Raw genomic sequence first — 25,731 nt, 5'->3', positions numbered from 1 at the left:
GTTTCGACCCAAACAAAAGAGGTCGATATCATCATGTTCCAGTCGTTTGAGGTGTCCAGCAATCCTGCCACCGGCGCACCGCGTGTTGCAAAATTACGCGCTGAACTCGAAGCCTTGAAGCTGGATGGTTTTCTTGTGCCACGCGCTGACGAGCATCAGGGCGAATATGTCCCTGCCCGCGCGCAGCGTCTGGCCTGGCTAACAGGCTTTACCGGTTCTGCGGGCGTTGTTCTCGTGCTGAAAAGCAAAGCGCATCTTTTCGTTGATGGGCGTTATACCCTACAAGCGGCAGACCAGACAGATCCTTCTGTGTTCACTATAGAAAGCCTTATCGAAACGCCGCCCCCCGTTTGGTTGCGCAATATTGAGCGCCCGCTGACCATCGGCTTTGATCCCTGGCTGCACACAATCAGCGAGACAAAAGCCCTGCGTGAAGCGCTGGAGAAAAATGGCGGCAGTCTTGTCGCCGTGAAGGACAATCTGGTTGATCTGATCTGGGACGACCAGCCTGCTCCCCCACTCGAAGCCGTGACGATCCAGCCGGAAAAATATGCGGGTAAGCTTGCCAAGGTGAAATTGCAGGAACTGGCTGATACTGTCGGCAAAGCCAAAGCAGATGCAACCATTCTGACAGACCCATCCTCCATTGCATGGGCGTTCAATATCAGAGGCAATGATGTCAGCAATACGCCTCTGCCCTTGGCCTTTGCCCTGATCCCCGCTAGCGGCGAACCCTCGCTTTTCATCGACAAGCGCAAGCTTCCGATGGAAACAGAAGCCTATCTGACCCAGCTTGCTACGTTGCGTGCGCCTTCAACACTCGACAATGGCGTCGCCGATTTTGCTGCACAGGGTCACACGGTCATGCTCGATCCGGCTCTTGCTGCTGAAAAGCTGCGGCTGATCATTGAAAAGGCGGGGGGCAAAGTCGTGGAAGGTCTTGACCCCGCCCGCCTGCCCCGCGCGATTAAAAACAAAACCGAGCTTGAGGGTGCACGCAAATCGCATGAGCGCGATGGCGTGGCCATGGTCTCCTTCCTGTCCTGGATTGACCGTCAAGCGCCCGGTACAATTGACGAAATCGATGCCGCGACCAAACTGGAAGAAACGCGCCACGAGACTGCGCAGGGCTTCCAGATGCCGCTCGAAAACCTGTCATTTGACAGTATTTCCGGTGCTGGACCCAATGGCGCTTTCGCGCATTATCGCGTCAATACGGAGTCCAACCGCAAGCTGCAGGAGGGCGAACTCTATCTGATCGATAGCGGCGGTCAGTATCGTGATGGCACCACCGATATCACCCGGACCTTGCCTGTCGGCACGCCGACCGACGATATGAAAAAGAAGTTCACGCTGGTTCTGAAAGGCATGATTGCCATTTCAACGGCTCGCTTTCCCAAGGGAACGCGGGGGATGGATATAGATGTGCTCGCGCGTATTGCTTTATGGAAGCAAGGCTATGATTACGGCCACGGCACCGGGCACGGCGTCGGCTCTTTCCTTTCCGTGCATGAGGGCCCGCAAAATATTTCTAAGCGCGGCACACAGGAACTTTTGCCGGGCATGATCCTTTCCAATGAACCTGGATACTACAAACCGGGGGGGTACGGCATTCGCACGGAAAACCTGCTGATTGTAACCGAGTTGGAGGTGCCGGAAGGCGGCGATTTGCCGATGATGGGATTTGAGACAATCACCCTATGCCCCATCGATAAGCGGCTGATTGATACGAGCCTGCTGGTTCGCGAAGAACTGGTCTGGCTTGATGCCTACCATGCCAAGGTTCGGGAAAAATTGCTGCCTCACACCAATGGCGAGGCGCGCGAATGGCTCGTCAATGCGACAGAGCCATTCGGTCACGAAGGATAATCAGGAAAACTGGCGCAGCAGGATGATAACCGCTGCGCCAGCCAAAAACATAGTCAGCGCGTTGAAGCGCAATGCGATCAACCCGGCAAAAGCAAGCGCGACCAATCCACGCCAATCAGCATTAGCCGCCGCGGGCGCGACCAGCGTTGTCAAAACCGCAGCCGGCACTGCATTCAGCGCGACTTCAACGCGTGGATGCACCCGCTCGAAGCGCGACAGAACGAGATGGCCGCCGATGCGCGTCAGGAAAGTGGCAATTGCGCCTGCAATAATGATCCAGAAAATCGAGGACATCAGCGTTTTTCCTTTGCAGGTTCAGGTTTAGCTAGAATGACCGCGACGAGAATGCCCGCAACGGCGCCAATGCTCACGTGCCAGGGGGATCCAATAGTCTTGGCGGCAATGATCGAGGCAATGGCACTGGCAATGACGATTGGTCCCCAATTGGCACGGGTACGGAACCCCATAACCAATCCGAGAAAATAAATGGGAAGAAGCATGTCAATGCCAAGCGCATGTGTATCGCTTATAAGATTGCCGAAAAGCCCACCTATGAATGCCTCGAGAACCCACATTACATAGATTGGCGTGGCCACGCCAAGATACCAGATGAAAGTCACCGGTCTGCCGGATTCCGCACGTCTTTCAGTTTCAGCATATTGCGGGTCGGTCAGTAAAAAATAGCTGAGCATGGCCTGCAATGGCCGGAAATGCCCGATACGCTGCCCCACTGCCGCGGAATAAAGAACATGGCGGAAGTTGACCGCGAAGATTGAAAAGACAATGAGCCAGGCTGGAATGTTCTGACCAAACAGCTCGATTCCAACCATTTGGCTGGCACCGCCGTAGATTGCGGCGCTCATGAGCACAGTTTCAAACAGGCTGAAGCCTTGATCGATTGCCAGCGCGCCGAACAGCAAGCCAAATGGGGCCGACGCGATCATGATCGGCAGCCCTTTGGCAAAGCCTTCCCAAAACTGCGTGCTCTTGCTTGTTGGATCAGCCTGCAATGGCTTCTGTTGGCGTATATGTTCGTCCATGGCCATCATCTATGCCAGCAAGCCCGTTCTGTCACGTTAGATTTCTTGATGGATATGATCAATTGCGGACACAGCCATGTCTTGCTGATGAAATGTTGACTGTCTAAGTTTCCCTAAAACCGGAGGAGAAAAAATGGCGCATCTTATCGACAGGGAAGCATGGGAGGAACGTCCGCTAAGCTGGCACGGGGAAATTACCGGCAAGCCCTATGGCACCAATGTGTCGATCATATTCAACAATCAGGAACGTGTTGGCGCCGGGCCGCGACTGCATAAACATCCCTATACGGAAACCTTCATTATTCGCAAAGGGCGGGCGCGTTTCACAGTTGGGGAGGAAACAATCATCGCTGAGGAAGGGCAAATCGTGGTCTGCCCGGCAAACACGCCGCACAACTTCAAAAATCTGGGACCAGGAGCACTGGAAACAATCGACATTCACGCCAATGAAGTATTTGTCACCGAATGGCTTGAGTAACGGATCCGGCCTCTCGCCTTTCGACAAGAGGCCGGATCAATTTTTGACTAAAACTTCTGCGTCAGAGATACACGGAAGCTGCGACCGACCTCAGAGTAGCGGCCAGTAATATCGGTACCATTTCCATCGGGATTTATTCCGTTTGGAACATCCGTTGCAGTCCAGTACTTCTTATCGAACACATTGAAAATACCGGCCTGTATCTTCAGACCCTTGGCAAATTTCGGCTCCCAATAGGCAGTGGTGTCAACAATAGCGTAACCGGGAGCGACAAAGCCTATAGGTTTATTATCCGTTGTGCTTCTTTCGACTTTGTCTCGTCTGGCAGCCATTGTCATGGAGACGTCAGCACCCCAGCTATCGGCCGCATAGCCAAGACCAACAATGGCGCGGAGTGGCGGAATGGAGTTCAGATATTGATCTGTCTCAGTATCCTTGCCTACGGCATATGCAACCGATGCCCATGTCGTCCAGTTTTCAGCAAAGGTTACATGACCGCTCAACTCAGCACCATAAATCTGAACCCGTGCCTTGTTTTCGTATCCGGTAATGCCGCCAACCGGATATTCAGGATTGGGTCTGGCAATTTGAACATCCGCAATGAAATTACGATAGTAATTATTGAATACACTGGCTGATAAACCATACGTGCCATCATCATACTTCGCACCAATTTCAAAACCATTGCTGGTTTCCGCCTTCAGATCCGGGTTGCCAATTCTTGCATAGGAGCCAGGTGCGCCGTAATTCTGGTAAAGCTCCATCGCCGACGGCATCCGGAAGCCCTGCGCCCATTGTGCATAGAAATCGAGATTATCGTTTGCATGCCAGGTTGCCCGGAGCTTCGGCGTGAAGCGTGAATCGCTGTTGGATCCAGGCAAACTGCCATCATAATTCGGCCCGCGCTCGTAAGCTGCAGTCGATTGCGGGCTATGCTCGTACCAGTCAAAACGACCGCCCGGTGTCAGCGTCAGCTTACCATTGAGAAGTTCGATGTCATCCTCAACGTAAAGACCAAACCCCGTCGTTTCCACATCAGGCATGTCCGAAGCATTGGTATGCAGCATTTTGCAGGATTGCGGGCCAAATGGTGAGGGAATCATTGTCCAGTCAACATCCGGGCAATTGTCTACCCCTGCGGAATATTGATGCAGGTCCTGGCGGTAAATCTCCGCTCCAATGCGGAATTTGTGTTGAATGCTGCCAATCTCGACACTCTTTGTGGCATTGCCTGTAAAACCGTAAGCGTCGAGCTTCAGCTCATTGTCACGCTTGTAGACGCCAAAAGGATAGCCGTAACGGAATGGATCGCCCGGTATAATGAACGACCTGCCATCCGGCACTCTGATTGCATCGGTGGTGGTGTTCAAAGTCTGCCGGGTCCAGTAAGCAATGGCGTGCGCTTCATCAACCCAGCCGGTTTTGTCCGGCGCGACATAATCATAACTGCCCGAAATCCGGATGCGCTCTGATTCTTCACCCGACTGGAACTTGCCGGGCACATAAGACGATGTTGTACCGATAAAATTATCGCCATCCTGTTCGCGGTTGGAGATTTCTCCCGTCAAACCAAAGCGATGGCCGCCTTCGACGTTCTGGTAAAGCTTTACGAGCAGATTACGCTGATCAAGATCGAGCGGGTTTGGCTCCGTCCGTCCGGCACCGAACCCGCCAATGTCGCCCATCCGGTCTTTTTCGTGACCTGTTGTGTACCCGCCCTGGACAAGCAGCTCAGTATCATTGATACGCGTTGCAGCAGCGATATTTGTCCGCCAACTGCGGTTTGAATCATCATAGGTGCCCTTGCTCCAGACACCCCAATTTTTTCCTTCACCAATAATATCGGCTGGATCAAGCGTATGTATCTGGATAACCCCGCCCAGAGCACCAGACCCATAACGGCTGGAATCTGTGCCCTTGGTGATGTTGATCTTGGAAAGGCCGTCAAAACCGAACGTATCCAGCCCACCTTGAGTACTGCGTGGATCAGAAATCCAAGGCACACGAATGCCATCAAGAGTAGTCAACACGCGGTTCTGATCAAGCCCGCGAAGGTTTATGCTTTTAGAGGTTGAGTTGTAGTTTACACCTGCATCAACTCGGCGGCCAAGATCCTCGAAGTCCTGAACCATACGGTTTTGGATCACCTCGCGGTCGACAGTATTTGTCAGCACCGTTGCTTCCTCACCACCCTGTTTGCCCTTGAGCACAATGGGTGCAAGCCTGATGCTTTCACCTTCAGTCGCAGCGGTCTGCGCTGCCGCGACCCCAGTACCCAAACCAAGCGCCAAAATGGTGCCAGCGCTACCGCACATAAGGCGTGCAAACAGAGTCTTACCCAAAACCATCACAAATCCCCGTGAGAAAATGCTTGGCTGGCTGGACCTGCGACAGGGTTATCGCGAGATGTCGATGGCTTGCTGAGCGAATAATGTACGCAATCGCGCACAACTCAGGGTAGGTACTTAAACTTTACTATTTAAGTCAAGATTAATCGCACAGAATATTTCCATATGTTTCAGCGAAGGGACATATGTGACAAGAAGGTCACAATTGATGATTGTGACGAGTGGTAAGGACAGCAAAAGAAGGGGGTCAGGCAGGTATCGTCCCTTGAATTGCCCTGCCCCAATCTATCAGCGGCTTGGCACGTAGTGCAAAATCGAACAGATCATCCGCCAGCCCCGCAGATGTAATTCTGCCGGGTTCAATCGTATAGCGAACCATAAAATGCCGGTTGCGTAACGCTTCAATAAGATCAGCATCCGTCACATCTTCAAACCCGCGTGGCGTGCGCTTCAAACGCTCAATATCACGCAGTTCCAAACCATTCTTGGCAAGCGCCTTGACCATTGCACGATATTTTTCCGGTTTGGCAACAATCGCTCTTCGCATCGCAAGTAAAAGTTCGGGCTTGCCCTGCCAGAAGGCAACGGCGGCGTAACACCCCCTATATTCCTCAAGGCCGACACAGACATAAAAACAACCGCTTTCGCTCCACTTGCTTCCATCGGGCGAAAGCAATGCCGACAGATGCCGGTTGTAGGGACTTTTATCCTTGGCGAAGCGCGTATCGCGTTTGATACGAAATTGCGATTTCTTGCGATCGCCCTTGAACGGCAGTCCGGCCTTCTCAAAACGCACGATCAGATCATCGACGAGATCACCCAAAGGCTCATAAAGATGCGCTTCGAACAGATCCTTGTTTTCCAGAAACCATTCACGGTTCTGGTGGAAGTCCAGCGCTTTAAGAAAAGGAAGTGCTTTATCGCCGAAGCCCTTGAAGACAGTCTCGCTCATGCGCCCACCAGTTCAAACCACGCATCTTCGTCAATGACCTCGATGCCCAATGCCTGTGCCTGTATCAATTTCGAACCTGCACCCGGACCGGCAACAACAAGATCGGTTTTCTTTGAAACGGAGCCAGCGGTCTTCGCACCATAACGTTCCGCCATTGCCTTGGCTTCATCGCGCGACATGCGTTCCAGCGACCCGGTGAACACTATGGTTTTTCCCTCGACAGGCGAGTTGCTGACTATACGGACTTCCTCGTCAAGAGGCGTGACTTCATTGAGGAGTGCCGCCAGCGCATCACGATTATGCTGCTCTGCATAGAAATCGACCAGAGCTTCCGCCACGATGCTGCCAATGCCTTCAACATCGTTCAACTCACGCCACGCATCATTGCCCTTGTCACCTCTATCCTTTGGCGGAACAGCTGCGATTGCCGCATTGGCAAGCGCATCATAGGAACGATAGGCCTTTGCCAGCCGCTTGGCATTCACTTCGCCGACATGACGAATGCCGAGACCGAAGATAAAGCGGCTGAGCGAAACTTCACGGCGCTCATCGATGGCGTCGTAAAGTTTCTTGACTGAAGTCGCGCCAAAGCCATCAATATTTTCAAGCTTGGCCAAAGAGCCAGCCTGTCGCTTTTTCAGCGTGAAAATATCGGCGGGCGTGCCAATATGCAGCGCGGGATCGTCGGACTTGAAGAAGAATTCAACCTGCTTTTCACCAAGACCTTCGATATCAAAGGCATTGCGCTGGACAAAATGCCGTAGGCGTTCAACGGCCTGTGCAGGGCAGACCAACCCGCCAGTGCAGCGGCGCACGGCCTCGCCCTCTTCGCGCACCGCGTGGGAACCGCATGCAGGGCAAGTATCCGGGAACACATAAGGTTCTGCCCCACGGGGCTTGTCTGCCACGATATCAACGATTTGCGGAATAACATCGCCTGCGCGTTGCACCACCACCGTATCGCCAATACGCAGATCGCGGCCTTCGCGGATCGGTTGGCCATTCTGGCCGATCCCCTTGATATAATCCTCATTGTGCAGTGTGACATTCGTCACCACGACGCCGCCAACAGTAACAGGCTCAAGCCTCGCAACAGGCGTGAGTGCGCCTGTGCGACCCACTTGAATATCTATACCGCGCAGGATGGTCATGGCGCGTTCTGCCGGAAATTTATGCGCAATCGCCCAGCGCGGACTGCGTGACACGAAACCCAGACGCTGCTGTAGCGCCAGATCGTCAACCTTATAGACCACGCCATCAATATCGTAGCCGAGCAGAGCACGCTGCTCTTCAATCTGGTGATAGTGTTCGACCAGACCTTCGACGCTTTCGAAACGCTGCATCAGCGGGTTAACGCGGAACCCATAGGTTTTGAAGGCCTCTACCATGCCCATCTGCGTGGAGGCCGGCATTTTGCTTACCTCACCCCATGCATAGGCAAAAAATTGCAGAGGTCGCGAGGCAGTGATGGTGGAATCCAGCTGGCGTAGCGATCCGGCAGCAGCATTGCGCGGATTGGCAAAAACCGGCTTGCCATCCTTGGCCTGGCGCTCATTCAGGGCAGCAAAATCGGCGTGGCTCATATAAACCTCACCACGCACCTCGAGCACATCCGGGGGATTTCCATCAAGCACGTTGGGAATGCTGGCAACTGTACGCGCATTCAGAGTAACATTCTCGCCAGTCGTTCCATCGCCGCGCGTTGCGGCCGTCACCAGTCGACCAAGCTCGTAACGTAGAGAAAGTGACAGTCCATCAATCTTTGGTTCGGCGGTAATTGCCACGCTTGAATCGGCACCCAGCTTCAAAAAGCGACGGACGCGACCTACGAAATCCTCCACATCGCTGTCATGAAATGCATTATCCAGCGACAGCATCGGAGCGGAATGGGTGACCTTGTTGAACTTCTCCGAAACACTGGCGCCAACCTTGTTGGATGGCGAATCCTCGCGTTTCAGCTGAGGAAAACGTTGTTCGATGGCAAGATTGCGCCTTCGCAGCGCATCATACGCGGCATCAGAAATTATTGGTGCATCTTCGGTGTTATAACGATAATCATGTTGGGCGATTTCGGCTGCAAGCCGACCGAGTTCCTCGGCTGCTTCCGCTTCGGTCAGTTTTTCTACTGCAATGTCTGCCATGGCTTGCCTGTTACTGGATTCGGCGCGAGACTAAAGCCTTTCTTGCTTAAATGGAATCCGATTCAAGCTGCATTTTCCCGCAGCAAGCGAACCGCCGCAGCACGCGCTTCGTCAGTGACGCTTGCGCCTGCCAACATGCGCGCGATTTCTTCCTGACGATCATCCGTTTCCATTGCCCGGATCGATGTCGCCACACGATTATTGCCCGCAGATAATTTGGCGATGAGGAAATGAGTCTGCGCCCGTGCTGCGACTTGCGGCGCATGAGTGACCGACAGCACCTGCACATTGCCCGACAAACGCCGCAACCGCAGGCCTATCGCATCAGCCACCGCGCCGCCAACACCTGTATCAATTTCGTCGAAAACCAGCGTAGGGGCCGATCCGCGATCTGCCAGGGCAACTTTCAGCGCAAGCAGAAAGCGCGAAAGCTCGCCGCCTGATGCGACTTTCATCATTGGACCTGCGCGTGTGCCGGGATTGGTTCGCACCCAATATTCGACCGTATCAATACCGTCTGCAGTGCGATTATTCGCATCCGTCGTCATCTCGACGATAAACTCCGCCCGTTCAAGCTTGAGCGCTGGAAGCTCGGCCATGACAGCCTGCTTCAAATGTTCAGCGGTCTCGTGACGATGAGCGGAGAGTGACAGCGCAGCCTCATCATAGGCATCACGCGCCGCAAGGGCTTCCTTTTCCAACGCAGCCAAACGTTCGGCTCCAGCATCTATGTCGGCAAGGTCCTCATCCATGCGATCCCGCAATGCTGAAAGCTCATCCACAGTCACTGAATATTTGCGCGCCGCGCCGCGCAGGGCAAACAGGCGCTCTTCGGTTTGTTCCAGCACGCGCGGATCAAAATCAATGGCGCGGATCGCCTGCTCTATTCCATTTTGCGCTTCGGCCAGGAAATTCAGGGCCTCGTCAATCGCTTTGACCACTGGTTCCAGCAAATGCGGCGCTTCCGGCACTTTACGCTCGAGCCGCCGTACCAAGCTGGCAAGCGATGGCACGGGTGAGGCATGGCCCGACAAAATATCATTGGCCTCATTGACATCACCGGCAATCTTTTCCGAGCGCATCATCTCCGTGCGCTTTATGGCCAGCATTTCCTCTTCCTGCGGCTCTGGGTCAAGCTTGGAAAGCTCGTCCACCGACGCACGCAAATAATCAGCCTCACGGGCTGCCGCCTCAACCTTTGCACGATGGCGAACCAAAGCGTTCTCAGTTTCGCGCCATGTCTTATGCAGCGACCGGACAAGGCTTGCCTTGGTTTCCAGTGCTCCGAAGGCGTCGAGCAATGTGCGATGAATATCAATATCGATCAGTGCTCGATCATCATGCTGGCCATGAATTTCGACAAGCCGACGTCCTAGCTCTTTGAGCATTGTAACGCTCGCCGCCTGATCATTGATAAAGACCCGGCTCCGCCCATCCGCATTCTGCACACGCCGCAGAATGATGTCGCCATCATCGTCAATGTCATTTTCACGCAAGAGCTGGCGAGCCGGATGGCCGCCTGCGACATCAAAAACCGCGGTAACCTGGCCCTGCTCCGCACCATGCCTGACAAGGGATGCATCACCCCGCGCGCCAAGCGCAAGCGACAAGGCATCAAGCAGGATGGATTTGCCAGCACCTGTTTCACCTGTAAGCACAGACAGGCCTTCGCCGAACTCGATGTCGAGCCGTTCAATCAGGACAATATCGCGGATCGACAGATGCGAAAGCATGATCGCTCAGGTTGGGTTCTAGTTCTATGCGCCTTCTTTGCCGCCGGTGATAGCAGAGGCTGCTTTCGAGAGCCACGAGCCCGCATTTTCGCGCGGCTCGAGACCACCGCTTTGCAACAGCTTGTAGCTATCCTTATACCATTCACTGTCAGGATAATTCTGACCAAGAACGGCGGCAGCAGCTTGAGCTTCGCTCGTCAGGCCAAGCGCATAATAGGCCTCAACAAGACGCGCGAGAGCTTCTTCGATGTGACGGGTATTGGAATATTGCTCAACGACACCACGGAAACGTTTGATGGATGCCAGATAATCCTTCCGCTCCAGATAGTAGCGGCCGACCTGCATTTCCTTGCCTGCGAGCTGATCGCGGCCGAAACGAATTTTTGCCTTTGAGTCTTCCACATATTCCGAGTCGGGATAGTTCTGCACAACCTCCTGAAACGCGGCAATCGACCTACGGGTCATGGTCTGTTCGCGTGTTACGTCGGGAATCTGGCGATAATAGGAAAGGCCAGTTATGTAATAGGCATAGGCGGCTTCAGGCTGCGTTGGATAAAGTGCGATATAGCGCTTCGTCATGGCAACTGCGTCATCATATTTGCCGCTGCGGTAGTTGGCGAAGGCACCCATGACCAGAGATTTGCGTGCAAATTCGGAATAAGGGTGTTGGCGATCAACCGCATCAAACTTCTTGGCAGCCTCATCAAGGCGGCCTGAATTCAAGTTTGCCAAAGCCTGATTGTAAAGAACGTCTGCTGGCTCAATCGTGTCTACATAAGCGGAAAGATCAAGATCATCGTTGGATGCGCAACCCGAGATTGCAACAGCGCCGGCAATCGGAAAGAGAAGAAGAGCGAGACGGACCTTTCCGCCAAGCCTTGCGTTTCCAAACCTTGCGCTGATAAGCGTTCTGCTATTCGCCATGCTGTCTCCGGCCCCACATTATAATTTAAGAGCATTTGTCGCGAAACCCGATATCACGTTTTCGCGCCATGCTCTAGACATAGACAATCTTACCGTCGGTTGGGCGTTCATAAACCACAAGCAACAGGAATCAGCAATCTTATTGCCATGCAATCGTCCAAATTTGTGGCGGAGCAGGAATTAGTCGGCCTTTGGCAGCGAAAGATGCCCGATTTTATAGGTTTGAACGCCTGTTTGCGATGCTAGAGCAAGTTTTGTTTATATAGAGTCATTCTGCCGGAGGGAATTCGTGGACAAGATCAAGGGATTTAGCGAGGCCGATGTTTATCCATCGGACGAGACTGAAGCCCGATGGAATTGGTCCGAATTCACCCGGCCCTTTGGGTTTCCGGCTGACGGCCAACCACTTTGTCAGGCAGCTTCGTCCGATGGAACCACATCGACCTCGCTACCTTCCTCGTGGATTGTCTCGTCATCCGAGAAACAGAACTGGCTCTATATAAGCAAAATTTGCTCTAACTGCGGCGCTTCTCTCCACATTCGCAGGCGTATATGGTTCCAGAAAGTGGGATCAAAAGCCGAAACTGCTGCAAGCGCCCCACCTTTTTCAGCGTCTGCAATAGCCTTGTTCATTTCATAAGCTCGCAAATCTGTCAGCGATGACGAAGGTTCTATCGGCAGTATTTCTCTCGTGGCGAAAGCAGCCGATGCTATGGCCGCAGATATTTCCGTCTGCCATACGATCCATGTTTTGATGCTTGGTCGCCCGAATGACTGGCTGACTGCCGCAAATCCATTCCCGCAGACAAAATCGTTCAGGCCGGCTTCATGCCGCCATAGATAGAATGGCGCATAAAGGTTTTCGCGACTTTGCGTTTCATCGTCTCCGCGCGCAGTCAGATAAGCCTTGAATGCAAGATTGGGGAAACTGTCCAGTAACGGTCCCTTTTCCGCTATCCGCCGGTCGATTATGCCCATGTCATAATCCGCCGGCAGCGTAAAACTATATTGCATCGCAATCATTACACTGTCTCCTTGCGAATAACGGGCTCAAGCCACGATACGGCGGCTCCATCCTGTGTGGCTTGAATGCTGATATAGCAGAACATGCTGGTGGGGCTTGCTCCATGCCAATGGCGCTCATTTGGCGCGAACCAGACACAATCTCCGGCACGCAATTCAACCATTGGACCGCCGTCACGCTGGGCAACGCCAACACCTGACAGGACATAGAGGAATTGTCCGCGCGGATGCGTGTGCCAATGGGTAATAATTCCGGGGTCGACCGAGGCTCGCATAACATTATTCTCGCCGTCAACGTCGCTTTCCAGCAGCATTTCCGCCCAGAAGGGAGCCGTGGAAATATTAGTGGGGCCGCGTTTGATAGATTGGCCTGCTTGACGGACGGTCATTTGTTGCGGGCAACGTTTGAGTGACTGTGGTGGGCTTTTCATTGTCTCGCTGATCCGTTCACGCTGGTTCGACCATCTGTGTGTCGCCATTGCTGAAGGACCACTCATCGCGTGTAGATGTGCTGACGACGATCATAATGTCTTCGGGGCGAATACCGGGCGACTTACCAAGAAGCTCCACGACACGCTTGTAGAACGCCTGCTTGGTGGCTGTATCGCGCGGCTTGCCGATCGTTATCGTGAAGATGACAAAATCGTCGGAGCGACCCTCGCTGAAGTAAGTCGGATCAATGATGAGTTCGTTGGGCCGATGCTGATGAATGGCCTGAAACTTGTCAGTTAGCGGAACGTTGAAAGTCTCTACCATTGCTTGGTGGAAACTGTCCGACAACGCCTTAAGGTACTCGGAAGATTTGCCTTCCAAAAGTGAGATCCGGGTGAATGGCATTGGACTTCCTTTCATGAATTGCTTGACCACCAATCATTAAACCCGCACAATCATCCTGAAAATCAGATTATTTAGGATTAGTCATCCTAAAAAAGTGGACTATTATTTGATGAGGAAGATCACGCTCGATCTGGATGTGCTGCGCACTTTCTCGACTGGAATGGAGTTGGGCAGCTTCGCCAAAGCTGCTGAACGTCTTGGCCGTTCGACATCGGCAGTCAGTGCCCAGCTGAAGAAGTTGGAACAGCAAGCTGAAACGGCTATCTTTATTAAATCCGGCCGTGGTCTTGCCCTCACAGAGGCTGGCGAAACCATGCTTGGTTATGCGCGGCGCATGATTGATCTCAATGATGAGGCGATAACGGCCGTCCGTGGCAGCGAGCTGGAAGGCTGGGTGCGGCTTGGCCTGCAGGAAGATTTTGGCGAAAGCCTGCTAACGGATGTGCTTGGTCAGTTTGCCAGAGCGCACCCTAAGGTGCGTATTGAGGCGCGCGTGACGCGAAATGCCGACCTGCTGGACCGGATCACATCAGGGCGTCTTGATCTTGCATTGGCGTGGAGCAACGGAGTTTCCGCAACACCGCACTATGAACACGTTCTTGATGTTCCCATGTGCTGGATAGGCCCCGCCGGAGAGGCAGGCAATTGGCAAAACCCAAATGAACCCTTGCCTTTAATTTCACTGGAAGCGCCTTGCCTTCTGCGCACCGCTGCCGTTAACGCCCTTGACCACGCCGGAATTGCCTGGCGGCTATCGTTTATCAGCCCGAGCCTTACAGGACTATGGGCTGCCACGGCTGCCGGTCTGGGGGTGACGATACGAACCTCCTTTGGTCTGCCAGCAACAGTACAACGGCTGGCACCGCAGGAAGGCGGATTGCCATCCCTGCCCTCACTCGGTTTGATGCTTCATCGGTCTGAGGCGCAGCCCGAACCAGCAACAGCCCGGCTTTCAGCCATTCTGCTGCAAGCCGTCAATTCAATACCGCGAGTAGAATGACTTATATGGTTGAAGCCGCGCTGGCGGTCTTGCTCACTTCCATAGACGAACCACCCTGCGGCGCCTCCACAATTTCGAATGCCGACAGATCTTCAAGCAAAGCACGTAGTGCGGTAGCATTCAGACGATGCCCGCCACGATAGGAGCGAAAGCAGCCGATAAAAGGGGCACCCGCAAGCGATAAATCGCCTATGGCATCGAGGGTCTTGTGACGAACAAATTCATCCGGATACCGCAATCCGCTGGGATTGATGACAGTATTGTCATCACCAATGACCAAAGAATTATCCAATGATGACCCAAGTGCGAGGCCAGCGGCCCAGAGCCGTTCCACATCACGCATGAAGCCGAATGTACGGGCGCGCGATATTTCCATGCGGAATACCGCGTCATTCATGTCGTTCGCAAATTTCTGACGACCTATGACCGGTGTTTCAAAGTCAATCTCGACTTCATAACGTGTGCCGTTATAGGGAATGAATTCCGCCCAAGATGCTCCAGACTCAACACGAGAGGGTTTAAGAATGCGGATGTAACGCCGCTTGGCTGATTGCTGGACTAACCCCGCCTCATCAAACGCCTCTAGGAAGGCAGCTGATGATCCATCGAAGATGGGTACTTCGGGACCATCAATCTCAAGCACCATATTATCAATGCCAGAACCTGCAATGGCAGCCATGACATGTTCAATAGTGCTGACACTCATACCTTGAGCATTTGTCAGCTTGGTCGAAAGATCTGTTGCACCGACTTCCGAAACCAGCGCTTTGATTGCGTGGCTGGCGCCTGCGCTGTCAATCACATGGAAGACAATGCCGGTATCGACTGTCGCAGGTATAAAGGAAAGCGTGACTGGAGCACCGCTATGGACGCCCGTGCCCGAGACCGAAATGCGTTTTGCAATTGTTGTCTGGAAATCCTGCAACAAAAACCTCGTATTTGTGAATCGCATTGGTGCGACGCTTCGCCATCAACTAAGCCGTTTGCTGTGTTTTTCAATGGGTTGAATGAAAAATTCCGCCATTGAGGCAATGGCGGAATTTCAGTTCTGGGATGCCTGAAATGGGATCAGTTGGCCTGACGGCGAAGGAATGCCGGGATTTCCAATTGATCGTCTTCCGAAGTCTGACGCGCTTGTGGCTGAACGCGACCCTGCTCATCTAGCTGTCCACGACGAGGTGCATAGATGGAAGCATCTTGCGAAAGCGGACGGCGTGGCTCAGCCGGGCGCATTGCAGGCTCGCGTGGCTGCGCTGGTTCCAGACGGGCAGTCTCGTCTTCGCGACGTGTAAGACCGGCTGTAAGGCGCTTGAGGAGACCCATAGGGCCACGGTCCTCATGGGCCTCGTGGGCAGCCTGGTCACGGGAATGATCGCGTGATCCCATATCACGGGCGTTGAGTTCGGCCTGAACCAGTGGCGGGAAATCAGCAACATTCGGCATACGCGGTGCAACCGGCTGCGGTGCAGGCTCAGCCATCTGCGGTTCAGGCTGCGGCGCTGGCTGATAGGCCGGTGCCTGTGGTGCAGCGGCAACCGGAGCATCAAAGACTTCCGGAGCAGGCGCCTGGAAAATACGGCTCTGCGGACGGAATTCCTGCTGGACTGGTTGTGGTGCATGCTGCGCTGTATCAAGCCCGGCAGCGCGGACTGCCTCTGCAACAGGCGAAGCTGGCTGCTGGACAGACGGACGAGCGACTGTTTCAACCTTGGCTGCCACCTGCGGCGCTGGCTTTGGCATTGGCTTTAGCGGCTGGCGAAACTCGATCGGCGCTGGCGCCGCATCCCCAACCTGCTTGTCGATCCCGGTCGCAACAACCGAAACACGGATGATGCCTTCAAGGCTTTCATCGAAGGTGGCGCCAAGAATGATGTTGGCGTCCTGATCAACTTCCTCGCGGATACGTGTTGCAGCTTCATCAACCTCAAACAGGGTCATGTCGCGACCGCCTGTAATGGAGATGAGGAGGCCTTTGGCACCCCGCATGGAGGTTTCATCCAGAAGCGGGTTGGCAATTGCGGCTTCAGCAGCAGCCATTGCGCGGCCATCGCCGGATGCTTCGCCTGTGCCCATCATTGCCTTGCCCATTTCGCGCATGACTGAACGAACGTCAGCAAAGTCGAGATTGATCAGGCCTTCCTTGACCATCAAATCGGTAATGCAGGCAACACCCGAATAAAGAACCTGATCGGCCATTGCGAATGCGTCGGCGAAAGTCGTCTTGTCATTGGCAATGCGGAAGAGGTTCTGGTTCGGAATGACGATCAGTGTATCGACATTCTTCTGCAGGTCTTCAATGCCCATATCGGCGGTGCGCATACGGCGCTGACCTTCGAAATGGAATGGCTTGGTGACAACACCAACTGTCAGAATACCCTTTTCCCGTGCAGCGCGAGCGACAACAGGAGCAGCGCCAGTGCCTGTACCACCGCCCATACCGGCCGTAACAAAGCACATATGCGTACCCTGAAGGTGATCATTGATTTCATCAATGCACTCTTCAGCGGCTGCCCGACCAACTTCCGGCTGCGATCCAGCGCCGAGACCCTCGGTTACCGAAGCGCCGAGTTGAACCAGACGCTCTGCCTTGGACTGCGCCAAGGCCTGTGCGTCGGTATTTGCCACAACGAATTCAACGCCGCGCAAGCCGGCATTGATCATGTTATTGACCGCATTGCCGCCGCCGCCGCCAACACCGAAAACGGTGATCCGGGGCTTAAGCTCGGTAATGTCCGGCTTTTGCAGATTGATGCTCATTTGTCCGTTCCTTTTTGTCTTTACCGCGTCGCCGCTGCGGCAATTTCTTTTGGGTTTCCCCGATTAATTAAAAACTCTCTTTCAGCCACTGGCCGATACGCTGAAAACGCCCACCCGTACCTGTCATCAGCGATGATGAACCGGCCTTTACAGAACGCTCTTCGATACCTGCTACCTGCGGATAGATCAGGAGACCAACCGCTGCAGAAAAAGCCGGACCCTTTGCCGCTTCGGGAAGCCCCGTAACGCCCAATGGACGGCCAATCCGTACATTGCGAGCCAGAATACGGCGGGCCACTTCGGGTAGCCCTGCCAACTGACTTGCACCGCCCGTCAGAACAACGCGTTTGCCTACAATCTGGCCATAACCGGATTGATTGAGGCGATCGCGCGCCAGTTCCAGTGTCTCTTCGACACGGGCACGAATGATGCGCGTCAGAACTGCGCGCGGATATTGATTGGGTACATCGCGGGCATCATTGCCGAGCGGCGACACACTGATGAGATCACGATCATCGGCAGCACTTGGAAGCGCCGAACCGTGCATGACCTTCAATCGCTCGGCATCATCCATATGAGCCGACAAGCCACGAGCCACGTCCATGGTCACGTGATTGCCGCCAATGGCGATTGCATCCGCATGAATGAATTTGCCTTCCGAGAAGACCGAAATCGTTGTTGTGCCACCGCCCATATCGATGCAGGCAGCCCCCATTTCGGCTTCATCATCGACGAGCGCCGAAAGACCGCTGGCATAAGGCGTAGCAATCATCGCCTCGACTGACAGATGGCAGCGATTGACGCAAAGCTCGAGATTGCGCAGCGGAGCCGCATCAGCCGTCAGCACGTGCATATCAACGCCGAGCGTATCACCAATCATGCCGAGCGGATCGCGGATGCCGCGCTCACCATCAAGCCCGTAAGCAATCGGCAGTGAATGAACGAGATGACGCTCTGTTGCCAAAGCCTGCTTGGCACCGGCAGCGAGGACACGGCGAATGTCTGCCTGATCGACCTCATGACCGCCAAGATTGATGCTTGCGGAAAAGCTTTCACTCTTCAAGCGTCCTGCAGAGATATTGACGATCATTGAATCGACAGTCAGGCCAGCCATACGTTCTGCTGCATCTACAGCCAATCGAATAGCTTGCTCTGCGGCGTCCAGATTAACAATGACGCCGGACTTGATGCCGCGCGATTTCTGATGCCCGATACCCAAAACTTCAATGCGATGTGTGCGGCCTGGCAAATGCGCACTTTCCTCGCGCGGACGCAGACGGGCGATGATGCAGCACACCTTGCTCGAACCTATGTCCAAAACCGTCAAGGAACGCGTCCGTTTTGCGGAAGACGTTCCTGATGTTGCGCTTTTTCCGTTCAGAATACTCATACACGCTTCTCCGAACGCTTGGACGCCTTATCACGCGCCTTCAGATACTCAATACGCTGCACCATGGCTTCCGGTGTCAGCTTCACAACAACACGGTCATCCAACCGCAAATCGACAGAAGCAATATCGCGAGACAACAAACCTGCCTTTGCTTCCATGCCCGCTATGTCAGCCAAGGCTTCAGAAACACCATGCTCAGGCAGCATCAGCGTTACGCCATTTTTGAGAACCAGATCCCAGCGGCGATCTCCCACGCGGGCATAGGCCCGAACGTCCCGGGCAATCTGCGGATAGGCAGCCATCTGCGCCATCAGAAGCTTTACCTGCTGATCAGCACCCGCACCGATGACCAAAGGCAATAGCGCACTGCGTCCACCGGTAAAAGGAACGATGATCCGGCCATCAGCATCAATAACGTTCAGTTCAGTACCATTCTGCCAGACGGCCAATGCCGTGCGCTCATGGATCGAAATCTGGATCGTATTTGGATAAACCTTGAAAACATCCACGCTCTCCACCCATGGCAGGCTTGCAACAGCAGCCTGTGCATCAGCGGCACTTAAGCCGACCAGCGATGTCTCGCCATCAAGGCCAAGTGCGCCGAGAATATCAATCTCGGACGTTTCTTTATTGCCAACAACTTTTACATCTTCAATGGCAAAGCCGAATGTGGACGTTGTAACCTTGACCACTTCCGGAGCATGACCACCGAGGATCGCGCCGTAGGCACCGGTCAATGCCAGGAAAACAACAGCCCCGAATGTGCCTGTGTGATTCGGGATCGACACTTCCCCATCGACCACCCGCAAGAACACACGTACGGGCTTACGAAGAAACTTTGGCAAGACCATGCGAAAACGGCCAAAAGCCACCGATCTGTCCGAAGACATCGGCGCAGCACCGCGGCGGTGCGTATTTTTGCCCTTCAACGCAAACACGATGCGTCCTCCACCATCCAACTCAACAATTCACCGAAGGAATGCCCCGCAGCTTTGGCGATATCAGGCACAAGTGATGTGGGAGTCATGCCCGGCTGGGTATTCACTTCCAGCCAAATAAGCTCGCCATCTTCGGAAAACCGGTCGTCATAACGAAAGTCCGACCGGCTAATCCCTTTACATCCAATTGCCTGATGCGCCTTGAGAGACAGTGTTTGTATTTTTTGGTAAATTTTTAGTGAAATTTTAGCGGGAACCACATGATTTGATCCGCCTGCAACATATTTTGAATCATAATCGTAGAACTGATGCCCCACCGGAATGATTTCGCACACACCGAGGGCCTCATCGCCCATCACGGCGCATGTCAACTCACGCCCGTGAATGTAGCGTTCGACCATGACAGAGCCGCCGAATCTCCACTCATCAGAGGTAACGATCTGCGGCGGGTGCGGCTGATTTTCCTTGACGATGACAACGCCAAAGCTCGACCCCTCACTTACAGGTTTGATGACATATGGCGGCTTCATGGGATGCTTGGTTGTAAACTCCGAGCGATCCATGACCTTTGCCTCTGCAACGGGAATACCCGCAACCTTGGCAACGATCTTTGCCTGCTCCTTATTCATCGCCAAAGCCGAAGCAAGTACACCGGAATGGGTATAGGGAATCTGCAAATATTCGAGAATGCCTTGAATCGTGCCATCTTCGCCGAATGGACCATGCAGTGCGTTAAACACGACATCGGGCTTAAACTCTTGCAAGACATTGGCGATATCGCGAGACACATCCACACGAGTGACTGTGTAGCCTTCCGCCTCCAAAGCATCAGCACAGGAATTACCTGACGAAAGCGAAACGGGACGCTCCGAAGAAAATCCACCCATCAGCACCGCAACATGCTTTTTCGCCATCAAGGCATCCCCTCAAACACATCCCCATCTGACGTGCAGCCAAACCGAAGCCCACAAAAACAGGCCAGCCACACGCGGGCGGAAAAAGGCATGAGTCGTCGCACATCCGGCGGCAAGGACCGCAGATACCCAAGACTGGCAGAACCAGCCGACTCAAATCAGTTAACGCTTGCCCCTAAAGAATCAGAGAGTTGATTCGCTGACAAGTCCCCAATGATTCAACAATGATATTTCGTGTAAAAAAATGTGTCAGGAGCGCGATTCAGGCAGCACGGGCAGCGGCTTCGATTGCTTCAGCCACCCATTCATTGAGGCTTTTATTTTCCGCGGCAGCCGCCAAAACGGCAGCTTCATGAACTTCAGCCGCAAGGCGTACGTTAAAACATCCCGAAAATTCACGAAACGGAGGAATATTTTTCTCCGCACACATTTCAAGAAAAATCTCGAGAGACTTTCTGCCTTCGCTCAAAAGCTCATCAACGCTTCTGGCATAGAAATCGGCCCCGCCATTCAAACCGAGGAACTCACCGCGTATGAGACCAATTTCAGGATCGAACGAAACGGCAGCCTTGTGGCCATCCACATCCAGAATGTTTTTCAAGGTTTTACTCCATGACCTTCAAGCCAAGGCAAGCGCTTTGCATTCAGGTCGCTGCGTGGTTCGACGGGGCTCACCATGAGGAAAGTGGTTGGATTGCACATTAGTCGCCAACCTTGCAGGGAATAACTCCCCGCAAATAACAACCTTCCTCATGGTGAGCCCCGTCGAACCACGCACAACATACGTGCAGGCTAGCTGTGGAGCCTCAAGAGGTTGTCCCAGTTTAGACTGAGTCGACTGATGGGTGTTTGTGATTTTAGGCTGCCGTGCGGGCGATGCCAATTGTACATATGCGTCCACTGTGGGAGATGGGCTTTGCGGAGCTCTGACGAAGGATAGGCACGTGCATAGGCCCATTCTCGCAAGGCTGTCTGGATGAAGCGTTCGGCCTTGCCGTTGGTTTGGGGCGTATAGGGTTTGGTTCGGATATGCTTGAGACCGAGCGCCTTGCAGGCCTTTGCAAAGTCCTTGGCTTTGTAGCATGAGCCGTTGTCGGTCATGACGCGTGTGACGGTGACGCCGAGGTGCTTGTAGTAGGTGACCGCCGCCTTGAGAAAGGCAATGGCGCTGACGGCCTTCTCGTCGGGCAAGATATCTGTGAAGGCGATGCGGGAGGCGTCGTCGATGCAGACGTGAACGTATTCCCAGCCGACACCACGTGAGTTGCTCTGCCCTTTGCGGTCACCGGTGATGCGGTGACCGACCCGTTCGAAACGGCCTAGCCGCTTGATATCGAGATGGATCAGGCCACCTGGCTCACTATACTGGTAGCGCACCACCGGTTCGGCCGGTTCAATGTCCTTCATCCGCGAGAGCTTTGCGCGCCGCAGGATACGGCTGACGGTAGCGGGCGAGACGCCCGTTTCGAGAGCAATGTGCTTGCCAGTCAGGCGCTGGCGGCGAAGCGTGATGATACGCTGCGCCAGCGCCTGATCTGTCTGCTGTGGACTGTTTTGCGGGCGCGACGAGCGATCGATCATCTGGGCACGCCCACCCTGTTCGAAGCGTTTGACCCAGCGCGACACGATCTTGAGCGAAACGGCATAAACGCGGCCGGCTTCTGCCTTGGTCAGCGCACCGCAAAGAACCGCGACAGCCATTTCCTCTCGACGCAACGGGGTCAGTCGGGCATTTTTAGGAATGTTCATTCGGAGCGATCCTGGAAAACTGAGGTGTGGTAACTCCAGTCTCCTAAATCCGCTCCGAATGGACAACCTCCTGAAAGCTCACACCTAGAGCAGTTGGCCCATGAATTCATGCACTTCCTGCCCCGGACGGAAAAGACCAAGCCGCTTTATTTCCCAGTGCAGGCGAATTCCGGAGTTTTGGAGGACACGCGAACGTATTGTTTCGCCCAATGTTTCAAGATCGTAGCCATTGGCCGTGCCGGTATTGATCATGAAATTGCAATGCATCGGCGACATTTGCGCGCCGCCAATTCTCAAGCCTCGCCCGCCTGCCGCATCGATTTCCTTCCAGGCAGATGAGCCTTCAGGATTTTTGAATGTCGATCCGCCCGTTTTCTCCCGAATTGGCTGCACGGTTTCACGATGATGCTGAACCGCATCCATCGCCGCCTGAATTTCGCCGCGCTCACCCGGCGTTCCTTCAAAAAGGGCAGAGGTGAAAATCAGATCGCCGGCCGCACCGGAATGACGATAGGCATAACCCATATCGGCATTGGAAAGGATATGCAGTTCGCCCTTGCGATCCAGCGCCCGAACCTCAACGACGCGCTCACGGGTTTCGGCGCCATTGGCACCCGCATTCATGCGCAGCGCACCACCAATGCCGCCAGGTATGCCATGATAAAAATGGAACCCGGCAATGCCCGCTTCCAAAGCGGCAGAGGCCACGCGCTTGTCGGGCGTAGCAGTACCGGCGCGCAGTTGCGTATCGCCAACGCGCTCTACTTCGCCAAAACCTTTGGCCGAAAGGCGCACAACGAAACCCGGAATGCCACCATCCCGCACCAGCAAATTTGAGCCGATGCCGACGGTCAGAATCGGATATTCTTCTGGAACGGCTTTCAGGAACGTTGCCAAATCTTCTTCATCGGCAGGTTGAAACATGACTTCCGCAGGCCCGCCTGCACGAAACCAGGTCACTTTTTCCATGCCCATATTGGGCGTAAGCCGCCCACGCAAACCAGCAAAACGATCCCCCAGCTTTGCAAGCAGGGCTTCGCCATCAACGAGTGAAGACATTTTATCCTTCCAACAGTTCTGCCCTACCAAGAGCAACTGCCAAATCTAGAGCGCCGCCAGTTCTTTTGGCAAGGCATAGGCCCATTGGGTGATATTACCAGCCCCAAGAAAGATGACAAAATCACCTGGCTTGGCGATTTCTGCAATCAGCGGAGCGATTTCCTGCGGGCCATTGATGTAGCGCGCATCTCTGTGCGCTGCTGTCTTGATCCGAGAAACCAAGGTTTCCGACGTGACGCCTTCAATAGGATCTTCGCCGGCAGTGTAAACCGGGGCAACGATAACCGTATCAGCATCATTGAAGCAGGCCGCAAATTCATCGAACAGACTGGCAAGCCGGGTGAAACGATGCGGCTGCACCACAGCAATAACACGGCCTTTGGCCGATTCGCGTGCGGCCTGCAGCACTGCTTTTATTTCGACAGGGTGGTGACCATAATCATCAAATACGTCGACGCCATTCCAAGAACCGGTATGCGTGAAGCGCCGCTTCACACCACCGAATACTGACAGGCCCTTTTTGATATCAGCCGATGAAATGCCCAGCTCGTGCGCGACCGCAATGGCGGCGGTAGCATTCGATACATTATGCTTGCCAGGCATCGGCAAATGTAGCCCGGTAATCTCGGTCACTTCGCCGGTCTTGCGCTTGGCGATGTGGACATCAAAACGGGAACTTGCTCCATCCACGATCAGATTGACAAAACGCACATCGGCCTGTGGATTTTCGCCATAGGTGATAACACGGCGATCCTCGATACGCGAGACAAGCGACTGAACTTCCGGGTGATCCAGACACATGACGCCAAAGCCATAAAATGGAACATTTTCAACAAATTGGCGAAATGCCTCACGCACCCGATCGAATGTGCCGTAATGATCGAGATGTTCCGGATCGATGTTGGTGACAACTGCGATATCTGCCGGAAGCTTCAGGAATGTGCCATCGCTCTCATCGGCCTCGACGACCATCCAGTCGCCCGCTCCCATGCGCGCATTGGTGCCATAGGCATTGATGATACCGCCATTGATAACGGTCGGGTCGAGTTTGCCCGCATCAAGCAGCGTTGCCACCATTGACGTCGTGGTCGTCTTGCCATGAGTGCCGCCAATGGCAACGGCCTGACGGAACCGCATCAGCTCAGCCAGCATTTCTGCACGGCGGACGATGGGCAGCAGCTTTTCGCGTGCAGCCACCAGTTCAGGGTTGGATTTTTTGATAGCAGTCGAAACTACGATGACTTCTGCATCACCAATATTAGGCGCCGCGTGGCCGACAAATACCTCTATGCCCTTCTCACGCAAACGCTGCACATTGGCGCTGTCTGCCTGATCGGACCCCTGGACCTTGTAACCAAGATTATGCAGCACCTCGGCAATGCCGCTCATGCCGATACCACCGATACCGATAAAATGGACCAGACCTATATTGAGCGGCATCTTCATGGACGCACTCCTTTTTTGAATTCTTCGACGCTTTGGCCGGTTGCAATAGCCTCTGCGAGATCGCCAAGCAACCTTGCCGCGTCCGGTTTGCCTGTCGAGCGTGCCTTTTCAGCAATAAATGCCAGACGGGTTGGCTCGTTCATGGCGCTCGTCAGGATCGCTGCAATGCGCTCAGGCGAAAGATCCGACTGCTTGATCACATCGGCTCCACCTGCTGCTTGCAGCGCAGCGGCATTGGCAGCTTGATCATGGTCAAGCGCATGAGGAAACGGCACCAGAATGGCTGGCCGTCCAATGGCCGCGATCTCCGAAACAGTGGATGCGCCTGACCGGGACAAAACAAAATGCGATTCTGATATACGGCGCGCCATATCCGTAAAGAACACCGCTACCTCGGCCTTGATTCCTGCACGATGATAGGCCGCGCGAAGCTGCGCCTCATCTTCCGGGCGAGATTGCTGTGTTAAAACAAGACGGGCCCGTAAATCCGGCGCCAGCAGATTTATCGCCGCCGGTATCGCCGTCGAAAAATACTGAGCACCCTGGCTGCCGCCAAACACCAGAAAGTGGAATGGCTGATGTGCCTGTGACGCCTTGTAAGACTTGCCTATTTCGGCAAGCACCGCCGGACGCACCGGATTGCCAGTGACAATTGTCTTGGCTGAAAAAGGCCCGCCATTGTCAGGCAGAAATCCTCCAGCGATGGCATTGACGCGTGGGGCAAGCGCTTTGTTGGCGCGACCCATCACAGCATTCTGCTCATGAATGAGCGACGGGATTTTCAGGGCAGTGGCCGCGTAAAGTGGCGGGAGCGTCGGATACCCCCCAAAACCGGCAACGAGCTTCGGCTTCAAAGAGCGGAACAATTTGCGGGAATCAAGATTGCCGAGCCAGAGCTTCCAGAATGTTTGCGCCAAAGCGATCGGGTTTCGCCCGCCAATCGTGGCAGAGCGAACAACATGAACCTGACTTGCCGGGAAATTGGCGGTAAAGCGTTGCGCACGATCATCGGTGGCAAGATGAATTTCCCAGCCTCGATTAATCAAATCATGCGCCAGCGCTTCGGCCGGAAAGAGATGGCCGCCGGTACCACCGGCGGCAAGAACAATGATACCCTTGGACATATCAGCCTC

Annotated in this window: 23 protein-coding genes; 3 read left to right on the top strand and 20 right to left on the bottom strand. The window is 54.2% G+C overall.

Annotated features, from left to right (window positions below; translation table 11 throughout):
- The first annotated feature begins 30 nt into the window (after positions 1-30).
- The gene (locus tag ACYJL1_RS08090; protein ID WP_460897971.1) at positions 31-1,869 is read left to right on the top strand and encodes an aminopeptidase P family protein; all 1,839 of its coding nucleotides are present in this window, start codon (positions 31-33) and stop codon (positions 1,867-1,869) included.
- Here the strand turns inward: ACYJL1_RS08090 and ACYJL1_RS08085 are convergent, their stop codons facing one another.
- A complete protein-coding gene (locus tag ACYJL1_RS08085) occupies positions 1,870-2,163 on the bottom strand; it encodes an AzlD family protein (RefSeq protein ID WP_460897857.1) in 294 nt (97 codons plus the stop codon).
- A complete protein-coding gene (locus tag ACYJL1_RS08080) occupies positions 2,163-2,909 on the bottom strand; it encodes an AzlC family ABC transporter permease (RefSeq protein WP_460897856.1) in 747 nt (248 codons plus the stop codon). The genes ACYJL1_RS08085 and ACYJL1_RS08080 overlap by 1 nt, the downstream gene beginning before the upstream one ends.
- Positions 2,910-3,042: 133 nt before the next feature.
- On the opposite strand from ACYJL1_RS08080, the gene ACYJL1_RS08075 reads away from it, so the two are divergent.
- A complete protein-coding gene (locus ACYJL1_RS08075) occupies positions 3,043-3,387 on the top strand; it encodes a cupin domain-containing protein (protein WP_460897855.1) in 345 nt (114 codons plus the stop codon).
- Between the two features lie 47 nt (positions 3,388-3,434).
- Here ACYJL1_RS08075 and ACYJL1_RS08070 read toward each other — a convergent pair whose 3' ends face one another.
- The 8 genes from ACYJL1_RS08070 to ACYJL1_RS08035 all read right to left on the bottom strand — a co-directional run bounded on the left by ACYJL1_RS08070 (position 3,435) and on the right by ACYJL1_RS08035 (position 13,345).
- Complete coding sequence (locus ACYJL1_RS08070) at positions 3,435-5,735, bottom strand: TonB-dependent hemoglobin/transferrin/lactoferrin family receptor (protein WP_460897854.1); 2,301 nt, start codon at positions 5,733-5,735, stop codon at positions 3,435-3,437.
- A gap of 247 nt (positions 5,736-5,982) precedes the next feature.
- Positions 5,983-6,687: a DUF2461 domain-containing protein gene (locus tag ACYJL1_RS08065; protein ID WP_460897853.1), complete on the bottom strand. Its 705-nt coding sequence runs from the start codon at positions 6,685-6,687 to the stop codon at positions 5,983-5,985.
- Positions 6,684-8,828 (bottom strand): NAD-dependent DNA ligase LigA, encoded by a 2,145-nt coding sequence (ligA, locus tag ACYJL1_RS08060; protein WP_460897852.1) that lies wholly within the window; start codon positions 8,826-8,828, stop codon positions 6,684-6,686. Before ligA ends, ACYJL1_RS08065 begins: the two co-directional genes overlap by 4 nt.
- Positions 8,829-8,890: 62 nt before the next feature.
- Positions 8,891-10,561, bottom strand: a complete 1,671-nt coding sequence (gene recN / locus ACYJL1_RS08055) for a DNA repair protein RecN (protein WP_460897851.1) — start codon at positions 10,559-10,561, stop codon at positions 8,891-8,893.
- Between the two features lie 24 nt (positions 10,562-10,585).
- Positions 10,586-11,485: an outer membrane protein assembly factor BamD gene (locus tag ACYJL1_RS08050; protein ID WP_460897850.1), complete on the bottom strand. Its 900-nt coding sequence runs from the start codon at positions 11,483-11,485 to the stop codon at positions 10,586-10,588.
- 495 nt (positions 11,486-11,980) lie between these two features.
- The gene (locus ACYJL1_RS08045; RefSeq protein WP_460897849.1) at positions 11,981-12,508 is read right to left on the bottom strand and encodes a DUF4865 family protein; all 528 of its coding nucleotides are present in this window, start codon (positions 12,506-12,508) and stop codon (positions 11,981-11,983) included.
- On the bottom strand, positions 12,508-12,939 hold the full coding sequence (locus ACYJL1_RS08040; protein ID WP_460897970.1) for a cupin domain-containing protein: 432 nt from the start codon (positions 12,937-12,939) through the stop codon (positions 12,508-12,510). Before ACYJL1_RS08040 ends, ACYJL1_RS08045 begins: the two co-directional genes overlap by 1 nt.
- Positions 12,940-12,955: 16 nt before the next feature.
- Positions 12,956-13,345 (bottom strand): tautomerase family protein, encoded by a 390-nt coding sequence (locus ACYJL1_RS08035; RefSeq protein ID WP_460897848.1) that lies wholly within the window; start codon positions 13,343-13,345, stop codon positions 12,956-12,958.
- 109 nt (positions 13,346-13,454) lie between these two features.
- Here ACYJL1_RS08035 and ACYJL1_RS08030 point away from each other — a divergent pair, with 109 nt between their 5' ends.
- Positions 13,455-14,345, top strand: a complete 891-nt coding sequence (locus ACYJL1_RS08030; RefSeq protein WP_460897847.1) for a LysR substrate-binding domain-containing protein — start codon at positions 13,455-13,457, stop codon at positions 14,343-14,345.
- Between the two features lies 1 nt (position 14,346).
- Here the strand turns inward: ACYJL1_RS08030 and lpxC are convergent, their stop codons facing one another.
- From lpxC to murG, 10 genes are all read right to left on the bottom strand, one after another.
- Positions 14,347-15,297 (bottom strand): UDP-3-O-acyl-N-acetylglucosamine deacetylase, encoded by a 951-nt coding sequence (gene lpxC, locus ACYJL1_RS08025; protein WP_460897846.1) that lies wholly within the window; start codon positions 15,295-15,297, stop codon positions 14,347-14,349.
- Positions 15,298-15,413: 116 nt separating this feature from the next.
- Positions 15,414-17,102, bottom strand: a complete 1,689-nt coding sequence (gene ftsZ / locus ACYJL1_RS08020) for a cell division protein FtsZ (RefSeq protein ID WP_460897845.1) — start codon at positions 17,100-17,102, stop codon at positions 15,414-15,416.
- 67 nt (positions 17,103-17,169) lie between these two features.
- The gene (gene ftsA / locus ACYJL1_RS08015) at positions 17,170-18,492 is read right to left on the bottom strand and encodes a cell division protein FtsA (protein WP_460897844.1); all 1,323 of its coding nucleotides are present in this window, start codon (positions 18,490-18,492) and stop codon (positions 17,170-17,172) included.
- On the bottom strand, positions 18,489-19,430 hold the full coding sequence (locus ACYJL1_RS08010) for a cell division protein FtsQ/DivIB (protein WP_460897843.1): 942 nt from the start codon (positions 19,428-19,430) through the stop codon (positions 18,489-18,491). The genes ftsA and ACYJL1_RS08010 overlap by 4 nt, the downstream gene beginning before the upstream one ends.
- Entirely contained in the window at positions 19,418-20,344 is a 927-nt protein-coding gene (locus ACYJL1_RS08005) for a D-alanine--D-alanine ligase (protein WP_460897842.1), read from the bottom strand. Before ACYJL1_RS08005 ends, ACYJL1_RS08010 begins: the two co-directional genes overlap by 13 nt.
- A 262-nt stretch (positions 20,345-20,606) precedes the next feature.
- Positions 20,607-20,945: a type II toxin-antitoxin system HicB family antitoxin gene (locus tag ACYJL1_RS08000; RefSeq protein ID WP_460897841.1), complete on the bottom strand. Its 339-nt coding sequence runs from the start codon at positions 20,943-20,945 to the stop codon at positions 20,607-20,609.
- A 191-nt stretch (positions 20,946-21,136) separates the two neighbouring features.
- The gene (locus tag ACYJL1_RS07995; protein WP_460897840.1) at positions 21,137-22,093 is read right to left on the bottom strand and encodes an IS481 family transposase; all 957 of its coding nucleotides are present in this window, start codon (positions 22,091-22,093) and stop codon (positions 21,137-21,139) included.
- Between the two features lie 84 nt (positions 22,094-22,177).
- A complete protein-coding gene (gene murB / locus ACYJL1_RS07990) occupies positions 22,178-23,152 on the bottom strand; it encodes a UDP-N-acetylmuramate dehydrogenase (protein ID WP_460897839.1) in 975 nt (324 codons plus the stop codon).
- A 45-nt stretch (positions 23,153-23,197) separates the two neighbouring features.
- Complete coding sequence (gene murC, locus ACYJL1_RS07985) at positions 23,198-24,598, bottom strand: UDP-N-acetylmuramate--L-alanine ligase (RefSeq protein ID WP_460897838.1); 1,401 nt, start codon at positions 24,596-24,598, stop codon at positions 23,198-23,200.
- Positions 24,595-25,722, bottom strand: coding sequence for an undecaprenyldiphospho-muramoylpentapeptide beta-N-acetylglucosaminyltransferase (gene murG / locus ACYJL1_RS07980; protein ID WP_460897837.1), 1,128 nt, complete (start codon positions 25,720-25,722; stop codon positions 24,595-24,597). The genes murC and murG overlap by 4 nt, the downstream gene beginning before the upstream one ends.
- Positions 25,723-25,731 lie beyond the last annotated feature (9 nt).

Source organism: Phyllobacterium sp. K27 (assembly GCF_054796155.1).
Note: the sequence above shows the minus strand (reverse complement) of the source record. Positions and strands in the feature narration are given on the sequence as shown.